The organism is Pseudarthrobacter sp. LMD1-1-1.1 (assembly GCF_040676255.1).
Classification (GTDB): Bacteria; Actinomycetota; Actinomycetes; order Actinomycetales; family Micrococcaceae; genus Arthrobacter.
This window is the reverse complement of sequence record NZ_JBEGHP010000027.1, coordinates 34,401-53,792: the sequence shown is the minus strand read 5'-3', so window position 1 is coordinate 53,792 and position 19,392 is coordinate 34,401. Positions and strand designations below refer to the sequence as shown.

The 19,392-nt window shown below is 66.2% G+C and carries 18 protein-coding genes; 7 read left to right on the top strand and 11 right to left on the bottom strand.

Features of this window, described 5'->3' with window-relative positions; genetic code table 11:
* The first annotated feature begins 34 nt into the window (after positions 1-34).
* The 3 genes from MRBLMD1_RS21290 to MRBLMD1_RS21280 all read left to right on the top strand — a co-directional run bounded on the left by MRBLMD1_RS21290 (position 35) and on the right by MRBLMD1_RS21280 (position 2,651).
* Positions 35-745, top strand: coding sequence for a response regulator transcription factor (locus MRBLMD1_RS21290; RefSeq protein WP_056331118.1), 711 nt, complete (start codon positions 35-37; stop codon positions 743-745).
* Positions 746-747: 2 nt separating this feature from the next.
* A complete protein-coding gene (locus MRBLMD1_RS21285; protein WP_364403501.1) occupies positions 748-2,256 on the top strand; it encodes a sensor histidine kinase in 1,509 nt (502 codons plus the stop codon).
* Positions 2,257-2,363: 107 nt separating this feature from the next.
* Positions 2,364-2,651 carry a WXG100 family type VII secretion target gene (locus MRBLMD1_RS21280; RefSeq protein ID WP_159632861.1) on the top strand — a complete coding sequence of 96 codons (288 nt, stop codon included), beginning with the start codon at positions 2,364-2,366 and terminating at the stop codon, positions 2,649-2,651.
* Positions 2,652-2,660: 9 nt separating this feature from the next.
* On the opposite strand, the gene MRBLMD1_RS21275 is transcribed toward MRBLMD1_RS21280, so the two are convergent.
* Positions 2,661-3,737 (bottom strand): ribonuclease HI family protein, encoded by a 1,077-nt coding sequence (locus tag MRBLMD1_RS21275; RefSeq protein ID WP_224025044.1) that lies wholly within the window; start codon positions 3,735-3,737, stop codon positions 2,661-2,663.
* A 196-nt stretch (positions 3,738-3,933) separates the two neighbouring features.
* Here MRBLMD1_RS21275 and MRBLMD1_RS21270 point away from each other — a divergent pair, with 196 nt between their 5' ends.
* Positions 3,934-5,244, top strand: a complete 1,311-nt coding sequence (locus tag MRBLMD1_RS21270; protein ID WP_364403496.1) for an ABC transporter substrate-binding protein — start codon at positions 3,934-3,936, stop codon at positions 5,242-5,244.
* A gap of 99 nt (positions 5,245-5,343) precedes the next feature.
* Here MRBLMD1_RS21270 and groL read toward each other — a convergent pair whose 3' ends face one another.
* From groL to MRBLMD1_RS21245, 5 genes are all read right to left on the bottom strand, one after another.
* Complete coding sequence (gene groL, locus MRBLMD1_RS21265) at positions 5,344-6,978, bottom strand: chaperonin GroEL (protein WP_159632864.1); 1,635 nt, start codon at positions 6,976-6,978, stop codon at positions 5,344-5,346.
* A 290-nt stretch (positions 6,979-7,268) separates the two neighbouring features.
* A complete protein-coding gene (locus tag MRBLMD1_RS21260) occupies positions 7,269-8,468 on the bottom strand; it encodes an ABC transporter substrate-binding protein (protein ID WP_364403493.1) in 1,200 nt (399 codons plus the stop codon).
* Between the two features lie 68 nt (positions 8,469-8,536).
* Positions 8,537-8,743 carry a cold-shock protein gene (locus tag MRBLMD1_RS21255; RefSeq protein ID WP_141180812.1) on the bottom strand — a complete coding sequence of 69 codons (207 nt, stop codon included), beginning with the start codon at positions 8,741-8,743 and terminating at the stop codon, positions 8,537-8,539.
* Between the two features lie 65 nt (positions 8,744-8,808).
* Positions 8,809-9,450, bottom strand: coding sequence for a LytR C-terminal domain-containing protein (locus MRBLMD1_RS21250; RefSeq protein ID WP_364403489.1), 642 nt, complete (start codon positions 9,448-9,450; stop codon positions 8,809-8,811).
* A gap of 51 nt (positions 9,451-9,501) precedes the next feature.
* A complete protein-coding gene (locus MRBLMD1_RS21245) occupies positions 9,502-9,831 on the bottom strand; it encodes a DUF3263 domain-containing protein (protein WP_364403486.1) in 330 nt (109 codons plus the stop codon).
* Positions 9,832-9,961: 130 nt separating this feature from the next.
* Here MRBLMD1_RS21245 and MRBLMD1_RS21240 point away from each other — a divergent pair, with 130 nt between their 5' ends.
* On the top strand, positions 9,962-10,732 hold the full coding sequence (locus tag MRBLMD1_RS21240) for a uracil-DNA glycosylase (RefSeq protein WP_364403483.1): 771 nt from the start codon (positions 9,962-9,964) through the stop codon (positions 10,730-10,732).
* A gap of 13 nt (positions 10,733-10,745) precedes the next feature.
* Positions 10,746-11,585 (top strand): siderophore-interacting protein, encoded by an 840-nt coding sequence (locus tag MRBLMD1_RS21235; protein ID WP_159632869.1) that lies wholly within the window; start codon positions 10,746-10,748, stop codon positions 11,583-11,585.
* Positions 11,586-11,605: 20 nt separating this feature from the next.
* Here the strand turns inward: MRBLMD1_RS21235 and MRBLMD1_RS21230 are convergent, their stop codons facing one another.
* From MRBLMD1_RS21230 to MRBLMD1_RS21220, 3 genes are all read right to left on the bottom strand, one after another.
* Positions 11,606-13,093 (bottom strand): threonine/serine ThrE exporter family protein, encoded by a 1,488-nt coding sequence (locus MRBLMD1_RS21230; RefSeq protein WP_159632870.1) that lies wholly within the window; start codon positions 13,091-13,093, stop codon positions 11,606-11,608.
* A gap of 34 nt (positions 13,094-13,127) precedes the next feature.
* Positions 13,128-14,444: a peptidoglycan bridge formation glycyltransferase FemA/FemB family protein gene (locus MRBLMD1_RS21225; RefSeq protein ID WP_364403480.1), complete on the bottom strand. Its 1,317-nt coding sequence runs from the start codon at positions 14,442-14,444 to the stop codon at positions 13,128-13,130.
* Between the two features lie 161 nt (positions 14,445-14,605).
* On the bottom strand, positions 14,606-15,739 hold the full coding sequence (locus MRBLMD1_RS21220; protein WP_364403477.1) for a lipid II:glycine glycyltransferase FemX: 1,134 nt from the start codon (positions 15,737-15,739) through the stop codon (positions 14,606-14,608).
* A 121-nt stretch (positions 15,740-15,860) separates the two neighbouring features.
* On the opposite strand from MRBLMD1_RS21220, the gene MRBLMD1_RS21215 reads away from it, so the two are divergent.
* Positions 15,861-16,406, top strand: a complete 546-nt coding sequence (locus MRBLMD1_RS21215) for a TspO/MBR family protein (protein WP_364403474.1) — start codon at positions 15,861-15,863, stop codon at positions 16,404-16,406.
* Positions 16,407-16,455: 49 nt separating this feature from the next.
* On the opposite strand, the gene MRBLMD1_RS21210 is transcribed toward MRBLMD1_RS21215, so the two are convergent.
* Both MRBLMD1_RS21210 and gcvT read right to left on the bottom strand, forming a co-directional pair.
* Entirely contained in the window at positions 16,456-17,895 is a 1,440-nt protein-coding gene (locus MRBLMD1_RS21210) for an L-serine ammonia-lyase (RefSeq protein ID WP_364403471.1), read from the bottom strand.
* 339 nt (positions 17,896-18,234) lie between these two features.
* Positions 18,235-19,383, bottom strand: coding sequence for a glycine cleavage system aminomethyltransferase GcvT (gene gcvT, locus MRBLMD1_RS21205; protein ID WP_364403468.1), 1,149 nt, complete (start codon positions 19,381-19,383; stop codon positions 18,235-18,237).
* Between the last annotated feature and the right edge of the window lie 9 nt (positions 19,384-19,392).

The following is a 19,392-nucleotide window of genomic DNA, read 5'->3' as shown; positions in this document are numbered from 1 at the left end:
GACAACTCCCAGAGACTGGGAGCATGATGGGAGCATGAACAAGAACGGTCCAGAAGCCCGGCTGCTCGTCGTTGATGATGAACCCAACATCCGCGAGCTCCTCTCCACGTCGCTCCGGTTCGCCGGCTTTGAAGTGGTTTCGGCCGCGAACGGCCGCGACGCCCTCGCCGCGGCCGATACCCACGCCCCCGACCTGGCCGTGCTGGACGTCATGCTCCCTGACATGGACGGCTTCACCGTGACCCGGCGGCTTCGTGCCTCCGGCAAGCACTTCCCCGTTCTCTTCCTGACCGCCAAGGACGACACGGAGGACAAGGTAACGGGCCTGACCGTGGGCGGCGACGACTACGTCACCAAACCCTTCAGCCTCGACGAAGTGGTGGCCAGGATCCGTGCCGTGCTCCGCCGCACGCAGCCCCTGCTCGACGACGACGCGGTCATCCGCGTGGACGACCTCGAACTCGACGACGACGCCCATGAGGTGCGCCGTGGCGGCACCGTCATTGAGCTCTCCCCCACCGAGTTCAAGCTCCTGCGCTACCTCATGCTCAACCCCAACCGGGTCCTGTCCAAGTCGCAGATCCTTGACCACGTCTGGGAATACAACTTCAACGGGGATGCGTCCATCGTGGAGTCCTACATCTCCTACCTGCGGCGGAAGGTGGACATCGACCCCGAGGCGCCGGCCCTGATCCAGACCAAGCGCGGCGTGGGCTACGTCCTGCGGACGGCCGAAAAGCGCTGACCTTGCTGAAGCGGTGGAAGTCGGCCTCACTCAGGTCGCAGCTGGTGGCCATGATCATGGCCCTGCTGATTGTGGCCCTGACGGTGACCGGTGCGGTGACCCTGACACTGCTGCACAGCTACCTTCAGGGCCAGGTGGATGACAAACTGAACGCCGCCGTCGACTCCGCCCGGAAACAACGCTCCTTCACCCAGCTGCAGGCTCCCAGCTCCATACCCACCGACTACTCGCTGATGCTCTTCGCGCCGGGCGAGCAGCCGTACACGTTCGGCGGTGATCCCGACGACCACCCGGACATCAGCTCCATGACGGTGGAACAGGCGCAGGCCCGCGACCTGGCCCCATTCCAGGTCCGCGGGACGGACGGGGAGAACTGGCGCGTGGTGGCCGTGACGGTCCAGAACGGCCAAACCACTGCCGTGGTGGTAATTGGGCTGCCGCTGGAGAGCGTGGACGACGTCCTCAAGCATGCCACCCTGGTGGTTACCGGGGTGGGCCTGCTGACGCTGCTGCTGGCCTCGCTCATTGCGAGCTGGACCGTGTCGCGTTCCTTCCGGCCTCTTGCCAGGGTGGAAAAAACGGCCGCCGCCATTGCCGCCGGCGACCTCTCCCGCCGCGTGGAAGTGGAGAACCCCACTACAGAGCTGGGCCGGCTCAGCAGTTCGCTGAATGCCATGCTGGCGCATATTGAAACCGCCTTCGCAGCGCGGACCGCCTCCGAAGCCAGGATGCGCCGCTTTGCCGCCGACGCCTCCCACGAGCTGCGTACCCCGCTGGTGACCATCCGCGGGTTCTCCGAGCTGTACCGCCACGGCGCCCTGGCTACGGACGAGGACGTGGCCACAGCCATGGGCCGGATCGAAAGCGAAGCCAAGCGCATGGGGTCGATGGTTGAGGACCTGCTCCTGCTGGCCCGCATCGATGAGCAGCGGCCCCTGCAGCAGAAGCCGGTGGACCTGCAGCTGATCGCCCACGATGCCGTGGTGGACACGCAGGCGAGCGACCGTTCCCGGGTGATTTCACTGACCGGGCTCGACGGCGGACCGGCGGCACCTGCCCCGGCGCTCGGGGATGAGGCCAAGCTGCGCCAGGTGGTGGGAAACCTTGTGGGCAACGCCTTGCGCTACACCCCGGAGGGCAGTCCTATCGAACTCGCCGTTGGGGTGCGCAGTGCCGACGGCGGGGAGCGCTCCGTCATCGAAGTGCGGGACCACGGACCGGGCATTTCCGAAGAGGAGGCGGCCAAGGTCTTCGAACGCTTCTACCGTGCGGACACCTCCCGCACCAGGGAGACGGGTGGCAGCGGCCTGGGGCTCGCCATCGTGGCGGCAATCGTGGGATCCCACGGCGGCTCGGTGCGGGTTGAGAAGACCGACGGCGGCGGCGCCACCCTGGTGGTCAGCCTGCCGCGGCGTGAAGACCCACCCCGGGATGGCGGCGCAGACGGCCAGGAACCAGCCGGAAGCACCGCCGGCGCGAGGGGGAGCGACGGATCGGTTATCCACATATAGCCGGCCGGCAATGGCTCCGGCCCGCCGCCGCTCCATAGGCTCGTCCCAGCAGCCCGGAACCGCCGGGCGCGGGGGCCACTCCCCCGCCCTATCTGAGAGGCACAGCCATGAGCATCATTTCCGTCGACACAGAATTACTTCAGCTGAAGTCCGCCAACGTGCAGGCCACGGTGGACCGGATCAGCGCCGACGTGCAAACCATGAAACGCGGACTGGATGAACTCCAGGGTTCATGGCGGGGCTCCGCCGCCACCAACTTCCAGGCACTCGTCACCGAATGGACCATCACCCAGGGCCGGGTGGAGGCTTCACTGGCATCCATCAACACCGCCTTGGCCTCTGCCGCCGCCACCTATGCCCAGGCGGAGCAGGGGAACGCGCAGCGGTTCAGCTGACACCTGGACTCAGGCCTCCGGAGTCCCCTGGTGGAACCGCAACCGCCAGCGGTCCCCATCGAGGACCCACAGCGAACTGCGGAGCGTAGTGCCGGATCGCGCAAAGCTTCGGTACGTCAGCAGGACCGCACTGGTGCCGATGCGCTCCGCACCCAGGATTTCAATGTCGGTCCGTTCCCCCGGGTCCTCTTCCAGGGCCATCATCATGGCGTCCCGGGTCCAGACCCTTCCGGAACTCCCGATTTCCATGAAGTCCGGGTGAAGGAGGACGGCGGTCCGCCCGATATCCCCCCGCACCAAGGGACCCAGCAGCTCACGTTCGAGCTCTTCCACCAGCGCCTCGGGCGGGACTGAGCCGGCCTGCTGGGTTGCCTCGGCCACTTCGAGGGCTTCGTTGTCCAGTTCGCTGAACAGGTCAAGTTCCTCGAAGGCCGGGACGGGCGCCGGAGTGGCCCGCGGCCTCCCCGAAGCATCGGCGCCACGGACTGCCTGAACGTCGCCAGGCGCCGCTGCAGGACGGGCCGGTGCGGCGGGCGGGATGTCCAGCGTGGCGGGCGGAAGGCCCGCGCCGGAGGCAGGCTGCGGGGCCGCGGCGCGCCCGGAGGTGCCCGGGTGCTGGCCGCCGGGGAAGCCTGGACCCGACCTTGCTGCCACTCCCTGCTGGTAGGCGGTTGCCGCAGCCCTGGCGCGCTCGTCGGCTGCCTCATTGAGGTCGTGGCCGGCGTGCCCCTTGACCCATTCGAAGGTGTAGGTCCTGCCGGCCAGTTCGCGGTCAAGTTCCTTCAGCAGTTCCACGTTCAGGACAGGCTTTCCATCGGCCTTGCGCCAGCCTTTGCGCTTCCATCCCGGCATCCATTTGGTAATGGAGTTGATCACGTACTGGCTGTCGCAAAGGATGCGCAGGTCTTCCCCGGGCAGGTGCGCTGTGGCGCGCAGGAGGTCAAGGACAGCCATCAGCTCCCCCTGGTTGTTGGTCCCGTGGGGCCATCCGCCGGCGCGCCAGCAATCGTCATTCACATACCAGGCCCATCCGGCCGGGCCGGGGTTTCCCAAGGCCGAACCATCAGCCGCTGCAGTAATCGTCACCGGTCCATCCTGCCAGAAGCGGCCGACAGCGGCCCGGCGAAGATGTGGGAAAACGTTTACCGAAAATTCTTGACGGGGGTGCCGGATGCGCGAAACAATCACAGCATCACATGAGAAAGCGGTTTCTCTCATCCTTGGACTACGCCGGGCGACCGTGCTGGGCCGCGCCGGAGAAGCCAACCCGGAAGGAACATCAATGACGATTCCAGTCGTAAGCCGCCGCAGTTTCCAGCTTGGCGCTGCCGCCCTTGCCCTGTCCATCCTGGCCACAGGCTGCGGAGCCCCGGGCGGATCGGGCGACAACGGCCAGGTAACCCTGCGGTTCGCATGGTGGGGCAACGAGTACCTCAACGGACAGACAGACAAGGTCATCGCCGCGTTTGAGGCGTCCCATCCAAACATCAAGGTCAAGGCCGAGCCCGGCGAATGGTCCAGCTACTGGGACAAGCTGGCCACAAAGACCGCCGCCAATGATGCGCCCGACGTCATTCAGATGGACCAGAAGTACATCGCCGAATACGGCGGCCGCGGCGCCCTCATGGACTTGTCCAGGCAGGACGGCATCGACACGTCGAAACTGGACAAGGAAGCCCTCGCGTCCGGCCAGTACAGCGGCGCACAGTATGGCCTGAGCACAGGCCAGAATGCCTACGTCATCATGGCCAACACCAAGGTATTTGAAGCGGCCGGCATACCCGTCCCGGATGACAAGACGTGGACGTGGAAAGAATTCATGGACACCGCCGCGAAGCTCAGCGCCGCGAGTGACGGGAAGACCTATGGTGCCGCCTACGGCAGCAACGAGGCCGACCTGATCATCTGGCTGCGCCAGCACGGGGAAAACCTCTACTCCGCTGACGGCAAGCTCGGCTTCGAGGCCGGCACGGCCGCCTCCTTCTGGGAACGGCTCAAGGAACAACGCGATTCCAAGGCCAGCCCGCCGGCGAACGTGGCGACGGAAGACGGCGGGGCCAGCCTTGAGCAAAGCCTCTTCGGCACCAACCGGGTGGGTATGGCCTGGTGGTGGACCAACCAACTTGGATCGCTTGAGGCCACCACCGGCAGCAACATCAAAATGCTGCGCGCTCCGAGCGTCGACGGCGCGGCGGCCAGTAACGGCATGTACTACAAGCCGACGATGTTCTGGTCCGCCTCGTCCCGTTCAAAGCATCCCAAGGAAGCCGCGGAGTTCATCAACTACCTCACCAACAGCCCGGAGGCCGGGGCCATCCTGATGACGGACAGGGGTGTACCCACCAACAGCGACATCGTTTCCGGCATCACGTCCTCGCTCAAGCCGGCAGACACCACCGTGGTGGGGTTCCTGAAAGACATTGCGCCGGATATAAAGGACGCGCCCCCGGTTCCTCCTGTGGGTGCGGGAAGCGTCCAGAATGTCATCAAGCGCTACACGGATGAAGTGCTGTATGACCGGCAGACCCCCCAGGCTGCCGCCGAAGCCTTCAAGAAGGAAGTCCAGGGGATGCTGGATTCGGCCAGGAAGTAGATCCCGGCAGGATCCCGGCAGCGGGACAAAAAAGTGCGGCCCCCTCCGAAGAGGGGGCCGCACTTTCGTAACTGGCGGGGCAGGTCCCGGCCGGGAGGCTTAGAAGCCGCCCATGCCGCCCATGCCGCCCATGTCGTCGCCACCGGCGGGGGCGGAAACCTTCTCCGGCTTGTCAGCCACCACTGCTTCGGTGGTGAGGAACAGGCCGGCGATCGAGGCAGCGTTCTGCAGGGCAGAGCGGGTCACCTTTACGGGGTCGTTGACGCCGGCAGCCAGCAGGTCGACGTACTCGCCGGTTGCTGCGTTCAGGCCGTGGCCTGCGGGCAGGCCACGGACCTTGTCGACAACTACGCCAGGCTCCATGCCGGCGTTGAAGGCGATCTGCTTCAGCGGAGCGTCGATGGCAACGCGGACGATGTTGGCGCCCGTTGCTTCGTCGCCGGAGAGCTGAAGGTTGGCAAATGCCTTGGCACCGGCCTGGATCAGGGCCACGCCGCCACCGGCGACGATGCCTTCTTCAACTGCAGCCTTGGCGTTGCGCACGGCGTCTTCAATGCGGTGCTTGCGCTCCTTGAGCTCAACCTCGGTTGCAGCTCCGGCCTTGATAACTGCAACGCCGCCGGCCAGCTTGGCCAGGCGCTCCTGCAGCTTCTCGCGGTCGTAGTCGGAGTCGGAGTTCTCGATCTCGGCGCGGATCTGGGACACGCGGCCGGCGATCTGGTCGGCGTCGCCGGCACCTTCGACGATGGTGGTCTCGTCCTTGGTGACAACAACCTTGCGGGCCTGGCCCAGGAGCTCCAGGCCGGCAGTCTCCAGCTTGAGGCCAACTTCCTCGGAGATGACCTGGCCGCCGGTGAGGACGGCGATGTCGGCGAGCTGGGCCTTGCGGCGGTCACCGAAGCCGGGAGCCTTGACGGCGACGGACTTGAAGGTGCCGCGGATCTTGTTCACGATCAGGGTGGCCAGGGCCTCGCCCTCGATGTCCTCGGCAATGATCAGCAGCGGCTTGTTGGACTGCATGACCTTTTCCAGGACAGCAACCAGTTCCTTGACGTTGGAGATCTTGGAGTTGACGATCAGGATGTACGGATCCTCGAGGACCGTTTCCTGGCGCTCAGCGTCGGTGACGAAGTAGGCGGAGATGTAACCCTTGTCGAAGCGCATGCCTTCGGTGAGTTCCAGCTCCAGGCCGAAGGTGTTGGACTCCTCGACCGTGATGACGCCTTCCTTGCCCACCTTGTCCAGGGCTTCGGCGATAAGGGCACCGATCTCGTCGTCACCGGCGGAGATGGAGGCGGTAGCCGCGATCTCTTCCTTGGTTTCGATTTCCTTGGCGGAGTTCAGCAGCTCGGCGGTGACGGCCTCAACAGCCTTTTCGATACCGCGCTTGAGGGACAGCGGGTCGGCGCCGGCGGCAACGTTGCGCAGGCCTTCCTTGACCAGGGCCTGGGCCAGGACGGTTGCCGTGGTGGTGCCGTCACCGGCAACGTCGTCGGTCTTCTTGGCAACTTCCTTGACCAGCTCTGCGCCGATCTTCTCGTAGGGATCGTCCAGCTCGATCTCCTTGGCGATGGAAACACCATCGTTGGTGATCGTGGGGGCGCCCCACTTCTTTTCGAGGACGACGTTGCGGCCACGCGGGCCGAGGGTGACCTTAACGGCGTCGGCGAGGGTGTTCAGGCCACGCTCAAGGCCGCGGCGTGCCTCTTCATCAAATGCAATGATCTTGGCCATAACGGCAGTAGTCCTTTCGGGACAGTCGTTAAGAATGAACCTTCGCTGCAGTGCCCGCGACGGACGATCCTTTGCCGGCGGCCTCTGTATGCCTCCGGGCGGGGATCTCACTGAAGTGAGGTGTTTCTTTCGCTCCTCGACCGGTGCCGTGCGCCGCCGGCCGGAACCAGGCATTGCTTTAGCAGTCGGTGCGTCAGAGTGCTAAGTCAATAATTAGCACTCCCCAGGTGAGAGTGCAAGCGAAAAGACGCGTGACACCCCGCAGGGCGGGGCCGCTTCGCCCAGGGCGATCAGCCGGAGTGTCCGGCTGTCTCCCGTCCGGACAGGGTGGGGTTGTTGTCGGGTCCGAAGGTGTACACGGAGAAGAGGGCCGTGGTGATATCGCCCTTGGCATCGAAGGCCACCGGGCCCGATTCGCCGTCGTAGTTGATGTCCGGGCCGGCAGCAAGGCCGCCCAGGCACTCCTTGTAGCTCAGGCATGGGGCGGCTGGCACTCCGGCGCCGGGGCCGGCTGCCCCTCCGGAGACGGCAATCAGGTTGCCGGCAATGGAGCGTCCGGCGTCATCCTGGGCACGTGCTGCGGCGAGGGCCGCCAGCGTGACGGCGTCGTAGGTTTCGGCAGCGTAGGAGACGTCCTTGAGGGCAGGGTCCACCGCCAGCAGTTTTGCCTGGAAGGCAGCGGTGGGCAACTGTCCGGGGACGACGGCGCGTGTGCCCTTGAGGGTCCCGGAGGCGAGCCTGGAGCCGTAGCGGGCAAACGCGCCGTCGCTGAGGATGATCCGTGAACCGGTGAGGCCGGCGCTGTCCAGCGCGGCCAGGGCGTCCTGCGCGCCCTCGCGGGCAATCAGGACGACGGCGTCAGGCTTGGCCTTTGCAGTGGAGCGCGCGGTTTCGGCGGCGGCACCGTCCTTGAAGCCGGCCCCGGGCAGGACCGTGAGTCCGGACTTTGTCGCAGCGTCCGTGACGGCAGCGGAGAGGTCCTTGCCGTAGGAGCCTTCCTGGTACAGCACGGTGATGGTGGCGGCCCCGGAGTCCTTGGCGAGTTTGGCCAGCACGGGGCCCTGGGCGACGTCGGCTGCGGCGGTGCGGAAATAGTAGCCTCCGCTGGCGAGCCCTGACAGGCCTGCAGCTGTGTTGGCCGGCGAGATGACCGGTATGCGCGCGTGGGACAGAACGTCCACCGCGGCGGCCGCATGGCTGGAATCGGTGGGTCCGATCACCACATCCGCTTTGGCGGCGGCGAGGTCCTTCGCCTGCTTTCCCGTGTCCTGGTCCGGGTGCACCGGGAGGAGCTCCACCGGCCGGCCTTTGTGTCCGCCGGCGGCGTTGATGTCCTGGATGGCGAGCTTGGCGGCTGCCAGCTGGGGAGCGTTAAGGAAGGCATTGTCACCGGCATTGTCCAGGATCATCCCCGCCCGCAGGACGCCGTCGCCGGAGGCCTCCGCCGTTTCCACCCTGGCGTTGCCGCCGGTACCGGCGCATGCTGTCATCGAAAGAACTGCTGCCGCGGACAGGGCGAGGGCCGCCCGGATGCGGCCATCTCGCCGCAGAGCAGGCATCACTGGGCCGGCCGGACGTTTTCCGCCTGCGGACCCTTTTCACCCTCGCCCACATCGAGCTGCACCCGCTGCCCTTCGGCCAGGGCACGGTACCCCTCCCCCTGGATTGCGGACCAGTGGACAAAAATGTCATCACCGGAGCCGTCAACGGTGATGAAGCCGTATCCCTTTTCAGCGTTGAACCATTTCACGGTTCCCAGTGCCATGATGAACAACTCTTTCCGTTTGGGGCCAGGTGGAGACCGGACCGGCGTTACTGGACGGCGTGCGGCTACCGGTAACCCGGGCCCAGGACCACAACGAGCGGCGACTGGAATTCGGTACTGTCCACTACGGTGGGGATGTTCAGCAGACCGGCAAGCGCCTGGGCGCTGGCCAGGTGCTGGGGGCCCGCGTAGAAAATCACGGAGGACTTTTGCGGGGCTCCAGACCAGTTGCCAACCTGGCCGAGCCGCCAACCGTCACCCTGGACGGTTCCGCCTACCCGGCTGGCCAGCCCCGCCGTACCGGCGGCGTTGTAGATGGCAACGGCCTGGGTCCTGTCGACGACGGCCTGCTGGCTGGCAGGGGCCGTGGACTCCGGAGAGGGGCCGGCATCCTGGGTTGGCTCGGAAGAAGCGGAGGGCACCGTGGAAGCCACGGGCGCGGAAGCGGAAGGCGTGGCCGAAGGGGCTGTGCCGGTGCCGGCCAGCGGAGCTGACTCCACGCTGGCCGAGGCCTGGCTGGCGGTGGTGTTGAAGCCAAGTTTGGGAAGGATCAGGAAGGACACCAACCCTATGGCCAGGGCCGCTACTCCCATCGCCAGGATGGGCCACAGCCGCACGCGGGACGGGGCCGAGGCCGTCCGGTGGACACCTTGTCGCGACGCAGCCTCCGGGACTTTGTCGAATTCATCGCGGGCGTATCTGGTCATGGTGGAAGGACATCCTTGTTGATTGCGGCTGTTGTCCCGGCCTGGGGCGTCTTAAGCGTCGGATCCCAGGCGCCGGGCAGTACGTGCACGGTGGCGCGACGTACGTAGTCTACGCAATCTCTTGACCAGCATGGGATCGTGGGCCAGCGCATCCTCGCGGTCAATTAATGCGTTCAGGAGCTGGTAGTAATGGGTGGCGGAGAGGTCAAACAGGTCACGGATGGCCTGCTCCTTGGCTCCCGCGTACTTCCACCACTGCCGTTCCAGCGCCAGCATTTGTTGTTCACGCTCGGACAGGGAGGACTCACGAAGGGTGAAATCCGCCAGGAGGGAGTTCCTTGGATCCTGCTCCGGCAGGTGTTCCCGGGCCGGTTCCGCCACGGCGCACTCCTTCGCTGGTAAGGGTCAATGTCTTACCCCTATGCTAGCCGCCGAATAACAAGGGTGTCATTTACGCCCGCCCGGCTGGATGTTCCCGGCCGGCCTGCTCCGTCCCTGCAACAATGGAACGATGGTTGAATCGGATGCCCTCTTCGAGCTGCAGCAGGACCCTGCGGACGCCGCCGGCTTCGCCGATCTGGCGCAGCTGCCACTGGCAGAGCTGATGGCTCCGGACTGGGCCGCGGCGCTGCAGGGCGTCGAAGCCCAGCTCCGGAAGGTCCTGGCGTTCCTCGCAGACGAAGAGGCGGCCGGGCACCAGCTCCTGCCGCCGCCGTCGAACGTCCTGCGCGCCTTCCGCCAACCCCTCGCGGACGTGAAGGTCCTCATCGTGGGGCAGGACCCCTACCCCACGCCGGGACACGCCGTCGGCCTGTCGTTTTCGGTTGACCCGCACGTCCGGCCCCTCCCCCGCAGCCTGGTCAACATTTACCGGGAGCTGGAATCGGACCTGAGTATTCCCCCGCGCGTCCATGGGGATTTGTCCGCCTGGACGGAGCAGGGGGTGCTGCTCCTGAACCGGGTGCTCACCGTCCGGGCCGGCGCGGCGGGCTCCCACCGGGGCAAGGGCTGGGAGGAACTTACGACGGCGGCAGTCACCGCACTGGCCGCCCGCAAGTCCCCCGACGGGTCAGGGATGCCCCTGGTGGCGGTGTTGTGGGGCAAGGAGGCTGAGGGCGTCCGGCCGCTCCTGGGCGGGGCTCCCGCGGTCACCAGCCCGCACCCCAGTCCACTGTCCGCGTCCCGCGGGTTCTTTGGTTCCAGGCCGTTCAGCCGCGTAAACCAGCTGCTCCGGGAACAGGGTGCGCGGGACGTAACCTGGGAACTCCCGCCGCTGCCCTAGCTAGGCTTGCCTTATGAGCACTGTCCCCGCCGCCACCAGCGCAACCAAGAAGAGCCGTCCGCAGGTCAACCTCACCGTGCTGCGGAAGGAACAGCTCTCCCCGCACATGGTCCGGATCGTGGCCGGCGGAGAGGGCTTCGGTGATTTCGTCAACAACGGGTTCGTTGACCGTTACGTGAAGATCGTCTTTCCACAGCCCGGCGTGGAGTACCCCTCCCCGCTGGATCTCTGGACGGTGCGGGAAACCATGCCGCGTGAGCAGTGGCCGTTCACCCGCACCTATACGCTGCGCTGGGTTGATCCCGGGGCCCGGGAACTGGCCATCGACTTCGTGGTCCACGGCGATGAAGGGTTCGCCGGTCCGTGGGCGGCCAACGCCCAGCCGGGTGAGCCGCTGATCTTTACCGGCCCGGGCGGCGCGTACAACCCCAACCCCGGGGCCGACTGGTACCTCTTTGCCGGTGACGAGGCGGCCCTGCCCGCCATCGCCGCCTGCATCGAGTCACTGCCGGCAGGGGCAACCGGGCTGGCCTTCCTGGAGGTCGGATCCGAGGCGGACATCCAGCCCATTGCCGCCCCGGCAGGACTGCACATCACCTGGCTGCCCCGCAACGGCGCTCCGGCGGGTTCCAGCGACCTGCTGGTGAACGCAGTGGCGGACGCGGAATGGCCCGATGGCACGGTGGATGTCTTTGCGCACGGCGAACGCGGCTACATGAAAGCCCTGCGCGAGGTCCTGTTCAAGCAGCGCGGACTGGAGCGCCGGCAGGTGTCCCTCTCCGGGTACTGGGCGCAGGGCCGGGTAGAGGACGACTTCCAGGCCGAGAAGAAGCTTCCGGTCGGCCAGATCTAGCCTGGACAGGCGGCCGTGGCCTAGCGGCGGCGGGCCCGGCGCCGCTCGTTGCTTGCCAGGCTGCGGGTCAGTGGACGGGCCAGCACGTCGCCCAGCACAATCCCGCCCGCCGTGCCCAGCACAATGGCGCCGGCGCTGAGCATCCCGCCGGCACCGGCCAGGACTTCAGACTCCTCAACGGTGAGCACATACATGGACCGGAAAATCGTGAGGCCCGGCAGCAGGATGAGTGCCGCGGGGACTGCCACCACCAGCTGCGGTGCGCCCATGCGCAGGGCTACCACTCGTGCCAGCAGGCCAATGACGACGGCGGCCATGGCAGGTGCAAACCGGTCCCCGATGCCCAGCTGGCCGCAGCCGAGCAGCACCAGGTAGCCGGCCACGCCCACGGCTGCCGTGGGCAGCAGGAGCTTCCACGTGGTCTGTTCCGTGATGCCGATGGCCATCACAGCGGCGGCCACGAAGAGGATCAGGACCCACAGATCGTAGGCGGGCGGGAAGGTCTGCGTGACGTCGATGCGCTGCAGCCCGGTCAACTCCCCCACCACGAAGGCAACGGCGATTCCCGCCACGATGGCGCCGAAGGTCAGCAGGGTGGACAGGAACCGGCCCGCCGCGGTCACGGGGAAGCCGTTGATGGCGTCCTGCACGGAGGACACCAGGCGCCCGGTGGGCAGGAGGAGCAGGATGCCGCCCACCACCACGATGGACGGCGACGTGGTGAGCCCCAGCTGCCAGAGCAGCAGCGCCAGCATGGTGACCACGAAAGAGCAGCTCGCGGTGATGAAGAAGTCGGGAACCCGCCAGCGTCCCAGCTGCCGGGCCAGCAGGCTGATGCCGATATTGGCCACGAACGCGATCACCGACGACACCGGCCCGCCGCCCAGGACCCCCACGAACACCGCGGCGAAAATGCCGAACGCCACGGTGACCATCCACCGCGGGTAGGGCTTGGGGCTGGTGATGGCCTCGTTGAGCCTGCGGATTGCTTCGTCACGGCCCACACCCCCGGCCACGATGTCGGTGACCAGCTGGTGCACCTTGGCCAGCCCGGCGTAGTTGTTGGTCCAGGACCGCACCACGCGCAGCAGGGCGATGGGGGTCTGGTCCTTGGGCGCGTAGTTGATGCCCACGGACTGGTTGGTGATGTCCACTTCGATGTTCTTCAGCCCCAGGGCCGCAGTGACCGCGATGATGCTGGTTTCGACTTCCAGGGCGCCCGCGCCGTAGCGGAACATGGTCTCAGCCAGGTGCAGGGCGAAGTCCAGGGTTTTGCGCGCGGACGTATCCACGCCGCCCACCTGGATGGTGGGGTTGGCGTACGGGCTGCCCGCCAGCCGGTCCACGATGCTCAGCGGAGCCGTGGGAGGATTCTCGCCCTGCACCAGGCGGCGCAGCATCCTCTTGGCGGCGGCGTCCTGCCGAAGCTGTGCAGGGGTCAGCGGTTCAGTCTTGGGCAGGCCATCAGTCTTCGGCCTGGACCCTGGCCGTTCGGGCCGGTTGGTCATGCCCGTTTCCTCCCTGTGCGCGGTTGATGGACTCTCAGGATGCGCGCTTCAGCGGCAGTTTACCCAGCAGTGTGCGGGCGGCAGCGGCAGCGGACCTGGCCAGCCGGTTGGCGTGGAAGACGGCGGGGCGGACCGGGAGGACGAAGTCCCCCACCAGCTGGACCACTTCCCCGCCGAATCCCTTCTTGAATTCGTAGCCGCCGTGGCCTTCCTCGTCCTGCCCGGAGATGCCGAACGTGCCGTAGAAGTTGTACCGCGGGTAGCCCTTCTCCAGGGCGTGCAGCATCATTCCCCAGTAAAGGGAGGTTGCGCCATTGAAGTAGATGTAGTCCTGGACGGTGCCGCCGATCACGCACACCACCTCGTCGCCGTAGCAGACGAAGTGGATGGCCGCGACGGTGGCCGTTCCCACGGAGTCGGGGAAGCGTTCGATGTCCTTCAGGCTCCGCTCGTAGCTGTCCACCAGGTCCTGGACCACTTTGAGCCGGTTGGCCTTCTTCTTGCTGCCGGTCTCCTCCACCTCGCGGCGGAGGTCCGCCGCTGTGGCCGACTCCGCGGCCAGCCGTTCGGTGATGGATTTGCGGTAGGCCGGGATGTCGATCTTGGCCATCATCAGCTTGGTGAACTCCGTGGAGGTGGTGCGGAGCAGGTTCTCGTAGTAGGCGCGTTCGCGGTACACGAACCCTTTTTCGTCGCCTGCCCGGCTCAGGGCGCCGTAGAAATCGTCGAGGGTTTCCAGGGTGGCCTGTTCGAGGAAGACGCCGTTCTTTTCCGCCTTGCGGATGGCTTTGCGGGTGCGGTAGCTGGTGCCCATGATCAGTTCTTCGGCGTCCTGGATCCCCACCAGGTTCTTGATGAACATCCAGTTGACGTTGATGAAGTTCATGTCCAGGCCCTGGTGCTGGAATCCGAGCTGTTCCAGGTCCGCCACCAGCGGCCTGTTGTCTTCGACGTCCGGGTGTTCGGCGCCATCAGCGTCGCGTGCGATGTACCTGATGTTCGGCGAGATCAGCAGTTCAGCCGCCTTGCGCTCAGCGGCATGGTTGCGGAGAAGCCCGACGACGGCGCGCACCAGGTCCCGGTCCGAGTAGTCCATGAGGGGGCCCTTGGCACACTCGCAGACGGTGTAGCCCAGGCGGGTGGTGGTGTAGTTGAGCTTTCCTGCGGCCACGAGTTCGCCGTCGCGACGGACCCCGAAGAGTTCCACCTGCTGGCCCCGGGCACGCTGGAAGCGGGCGAAGTCGATGGACTGCAGGAAGCTGTTCTGCGGGTGCTTCAGGGCGAAGGCCTCGAATTCGGCCTCGCTGAGGTTGGCGTATTCAAGCCCGGTCGCGGCGGAAACTGGATTCAAGGGGTGACCTTCTTCTGGACTCTTCGCGGCCTGTGGGCACGCACTGGGTGGAGGGTGTTCAGGGTGGAGGGTGTTCAGGGCGGACGGCGTTCGGGCCGGCCGGGTTCCCGCAGCGTACGGGCCGCGCGGGGCGCTCAGGAGAGGGCCCTGGCGGCAGCGGGTCAGTAGAACTGCTGCCCGGTTCGTGCGGTCTCGATCCGGCGGAACACTTTCTCTCCACCGTTGACCCAGAGCCGGTGCCGGAGCGGGGACAGGATGTAGTCGTGGCAGCCCACAAAGTCGGTGACCGTCTTGGTGAAGCTGGTCTTGAACATGCCCATTCCGTAGAGGTTGTGGGTCTTGTCCTTGATGCGGGCAGCCGGCGGGGTGCCGCAGAAGTCGTATTCCGTGCAGCCAAGTTCCTGCATCCGTCGGATGGCCGTCCACTGCACCAGGTGCGAGTCCCCGTACTGCTTGCGGTTCTGGGTGGAACCGCCGTCTTTGTACGTTGCCTTGCCCCCGTAGTTGATGACGAAGGCACCAACACTGGGTTTTCCGTCCTCGTAGGCGAAGAAAAAGTTGCCCTGGCCGCGGTTGCAGAACTCGTCCCAGAACCGCTCGTAGTACTCATAGCTGCGCAGGGGCATGGAACCCTTTGCGTTGACCGTGTTGGCCATCAGGTCGTACAGGGCCCGGTAGGTTTCCGGTCCCTGTTCCTTCCGGACCACCTGGCAGCCCTCGCGCTCTGCGCGCCGGATTGCGTTCCTGGCCCGGGAAGAGATGGCCTTAAAGACTTCCTCTTCCGTGCCGGAGATATCCAGCAGGGCGGTGGAATCGTTGGACTGGATGTTGGGGGCTTTGGCCAGGTGGGCTGCTGCCAGTTCCCGCTGCGCTTCGTCTGAGTCGATGATGTCCGGTTCCACTTTGATGGTGAACACGTTCAGCTTGCTGCTGCGGACCAGCTGCTCGCACGCTGCGAGGGCAGCGCCCAGGTCTGCTGCCCCTGCCAGGTCGGGGCCCTTGATGAGGTACCAGAGCCGTCCCAGGACGGGAAAGCTTTTCTCCAGCACCAGGTTATAGCTGGCGTTCCCGCCGCCTTCCAGCACCAGGAACCGGACTTTCCAGCCGCTTCCGTTCTTGACCGATGCGTAGGCGGCGGACTGCAGCATGTTGCCGCCGTTCGGGTTGGCCGTGACGTGCTTGTCCCAGTTTTCAATTTCCTCGGCTGTGGCAAAACGTGCGGTGAATTCTCGCAAGGGGGCCGTGTCCAATCGGGTTTGTGCGCGGTTTCGGTACTTCTGGATGCGTGCGGACATGCAGCCTCAAGTCTAAAGCCTCAGGCGCTCCCGGCTTTTCTCCGGCATGCCCGGGACGGCGGCCGCCCGGGTGTGGAGCGTCACCTTGACGGAGCTCAGGATGTTCAACAAGGGTGGGGGTATGAGGCCGGATGGGGAACAGAGCACCGCTCCCGCGGGCAGCGGCGGGAAGCCGTACAGTGCCGGGGTGCAGTCCGCCGCGCTTGCCGGTTTCCTGTTGGCGTCCTTGGTGGTGGCGGCGCTGGGCGGTTTGGCATCGGCGGCCAATGTCACTGGCTGGTATGCAGCCGCGGACAAGGCCCCCTGGTCCCCGCCCAATGGCGTGTTCGGTCCGGTGTGGACCATCCTTTATGCGGCAATGGCCCTCGCTGCATGGCTGGTTTGGCGTAAACGCACCGCTGGGACACGGCAGGCCATGGTGGTTTACGCCATCCAGCTGGCCCTCAATCTCACCTGGACCCCGGTCTTTTTCGCCCTTTACCCGGCTCTTGGCACGGCGGCCCTGTGGCTGGGCCTGGCCATCATCGTGGCCCTGGTCGCTGCGGTAACGGTGACGGTGCTGCATTTCGGTCCGATCAGCCGGACGGCGGGGCTGCTCCTGCTCCCCTACATCTCATGGCTGGTGTTCGCTGCCAGCCTCAATTGGTGGGCGGCAACTCACAATTAGGCGCACGGGCACCGCCCGTCCCGCCATTCGGTCAGGTGTCAGCGGGGTGTCAGCATTCGACGACGTTGACGGCGAGGCCGCCCATGGCGGTTTCTTTGTATTTGTCGGACATGTCTTTGCCGGTTTCGCGCATGGTGATGATGACTTCGTCGAGGGAGACGCGGTGGGTGCCGTCGCCCCAGAGCGCCATTTTCGCGGCGTTGATGGCTTTCGCGGCGGCGATCGCGTTCCGTTCGATGCAGGGGACCTGGACCAGCCCGCCGATCGGGTCACAGGTCAGGCCGAGGTTGTGTTCCATCGCGATTTCCGCGGCGTTCTCCACCTGGGCCGGGGTGCCGCCCATGACCTCGGCCAGGCCCGCGGCGGCCATCGAGGACGCGGACCCGACCTCGCCCTGGCAGCCCACCTCGGCCCCGGAGATCGAGGCCTGTTCCTTGTAGAGCACCCCGACCGCGCCGGCGGCGAGCAGGAACCGCACCACCACATCGTCGCGGTCGGCCTGGGTGGCCTGGTCCATGCCCGGGGCGAAGTGCAGGGCGTAGAACAACACCGCCGGGATGATCCCGGCCGCCCCGTTCGTGGGGGCGGTGACCACCCTCCCGCCGGAGGCGTTTTCCTCGTTCACGGCCAGCGCCACCAAGTTAACCCACTCCTGCCAATACCTGGGGTCGTAGTGGTCCTGCCCGTCCTGGTCGTCATTGTCGGTGTCTTCGGGGCGGGCGGTTTCCTTCTTCAGCCGCTCGTACCAGTCCGGGGCGCGGCGGCGGACCTTCAACCCGCCCGGCAGCACCCCCTCGCGCTTGAGCGAGGTGGCCACGCAGTTCTCCATCACCGACCAGATATGCCCCAGCCCGGCCCGAATCTCCTCCTCGGACCGGGAGGCCTTCTCGTTCACGAACATCACGTCCGCGATGCCCAGCCCGGTCACCGCGCAGTGCTCCAGCAGCTCCGCCGCGGTCCGGAACGGCAGCGGCAGCACCTCCTTGGACGCGTCCAGTTCCTGCTGCGCGGCGTCCTCTTCACCCTCGCGGACGATGAACCCGCCACCGACCGAGAAGAACGTCGCCGCGTGCACCACATCCCCGGCCGCGTCGGTAACGGTGAACGTCATCCCGTTCGTGTGCCGCGGCAACACCGTCAACGGCCGCAACACCATGTCGCCCACCCCGTAGGGCAGCGCCACCGCACCGGCCAGGTTCAGGATCCCGGTCTCCGCGATCGAAGCCAGCCGCTCCTCCACCTCCTCGGGCAGGATCAGTTCCGGATGGAACCCCTCCAACCCCAACAGGATCGCGGTCATCGTCCCATGCCCATGCCCCGTCGCGGCCAGCGACCCATACAAATCCACCCGCAGCGACACGACCTCAGCCAGCCTGCCGGAGGCCTTCAACTCCTCAGCAAACACAGCAGCAGCCCGCATCGGCCCCACCGTATGCGAAGACGACGGCCCAATACCGATCGAAAAGAGGTCAAAGACACCAACAGCCATGTGCGTGGTTCCTAACTAATACAAGTGGTCGGGATGGAGCGGGCAGGACATCCTCTGCGTGCTCGGTCGCGAAGACGCCCGCTGCGCGGACGTGACGCTCCCTTAGACGCACGCTGCCGGATGCCCGCCCACTCCGCAAGCACGTCACCAAGGCGACGCGGCAAGCAGGTAACGTCGTGCCCACGAGCGCCGGCGGAGCCGGACTTTTCGAAAGCGTGCTCCCCACCGTCTCCCTAGCCTCGCAAGCTCGGCCAGGGAACCCTGACGGCGTGGGCCCAACGCACGCGTGAAAATGTCCGGTCCGCCGTCGCGAAGGTGACCACGGGGTGGAACAAGGGACTACTCGGCGCGGCGGTAGAACGGGAGGTCGACAACTTCGAAGGGTTCTGCCTTGCCGCGGAGATCGATGTCCAGGGCTGTGCCGGGTGCCGAGTACTCGACGTCGACGTAGGCCATGGCGATCGGGTAGCCGAGGGTGGGCGAGGGCTGGCCGGAGGTGACTTCCCCGACCGGGGCGCCGTCCTTGAGCACGGGGTAGTGTGCCCGTCCGGCGCGGCGGCCTTTGCCTTTGAGCCCCACGAGGCGGCGGCCGGAGGTGGTGCCGGCACCGGCTTCCTTCTTTGCTGCCAGCGCAGCCTTGCCAACAAAGTCGCCTTCCTTGGAGAGCGCGACGACGGGGCCGAGGCCTGCAGCGAACGGGTCACCCTGCAGGGACAGTTCGTTGCCGTACAGCGGCATCCCCGCTTCCAGCCGAAGCGAGTCGCGGGAGGCAAGGCCGGCCGGGGTCAGCTCCCCGTCGTCGGCGATGGCGACCAATGCCTGCCACAGTGCCGGGGCGTCTGCGTTGTCCACGAAGATCTCGAACCCGTCCTCACCGGTGTACCCGGTACGCGCGAGTAGGAGTTCCTTGCCGGCGCCGCCCACCAGGAACGGAACCTCCACGGCGGCGTAGTACTTCAGCTCCGTCACCAGGGAGTGCTGTGCGGCCGGGACCAGGCGAAGCAGGAGTTCCTGGGCCTTGGGGCCCTGCACTGCGATCAGCGATGTCCGGGCCGAGGCGTCCTCCACCTGCACGTCGAACCCTGCGGCCCGTTCGTGCAGGGCCGCCGCCACCACCGCGGCGTTGCCCGCATTGGGCACCACCAGGAAGACGTCCATTCCGTCTTCAGCGGCGGGACGGCGGTAGGCGATGAGGTCGTCGATGATGCCGCCGTCCTCATTGCAGATCAGCGAGTACTTGGCCTTGCCCACGGCCATGGCGGAGATCTTGCCCGCCAGGGCGTAGTCGAGGAAAGCGGCGGCCCGGGGCCCGGTGACCCAGACTTCGCCCATGTGGGAGAGGTCGAACAGGCCGGCGGTGCTGCGGACGGCATGGTGTTCAGCCAGTTCGGAGCTGTATTTGAGCGGCATCTGCCAGCCACCGAAGTCGGTGAAGGAGGCGCCAAGCTTCTTATGTTCGTCGTAAAGGGCGGTGTATTTCTCGGTCACGGTGCCGGT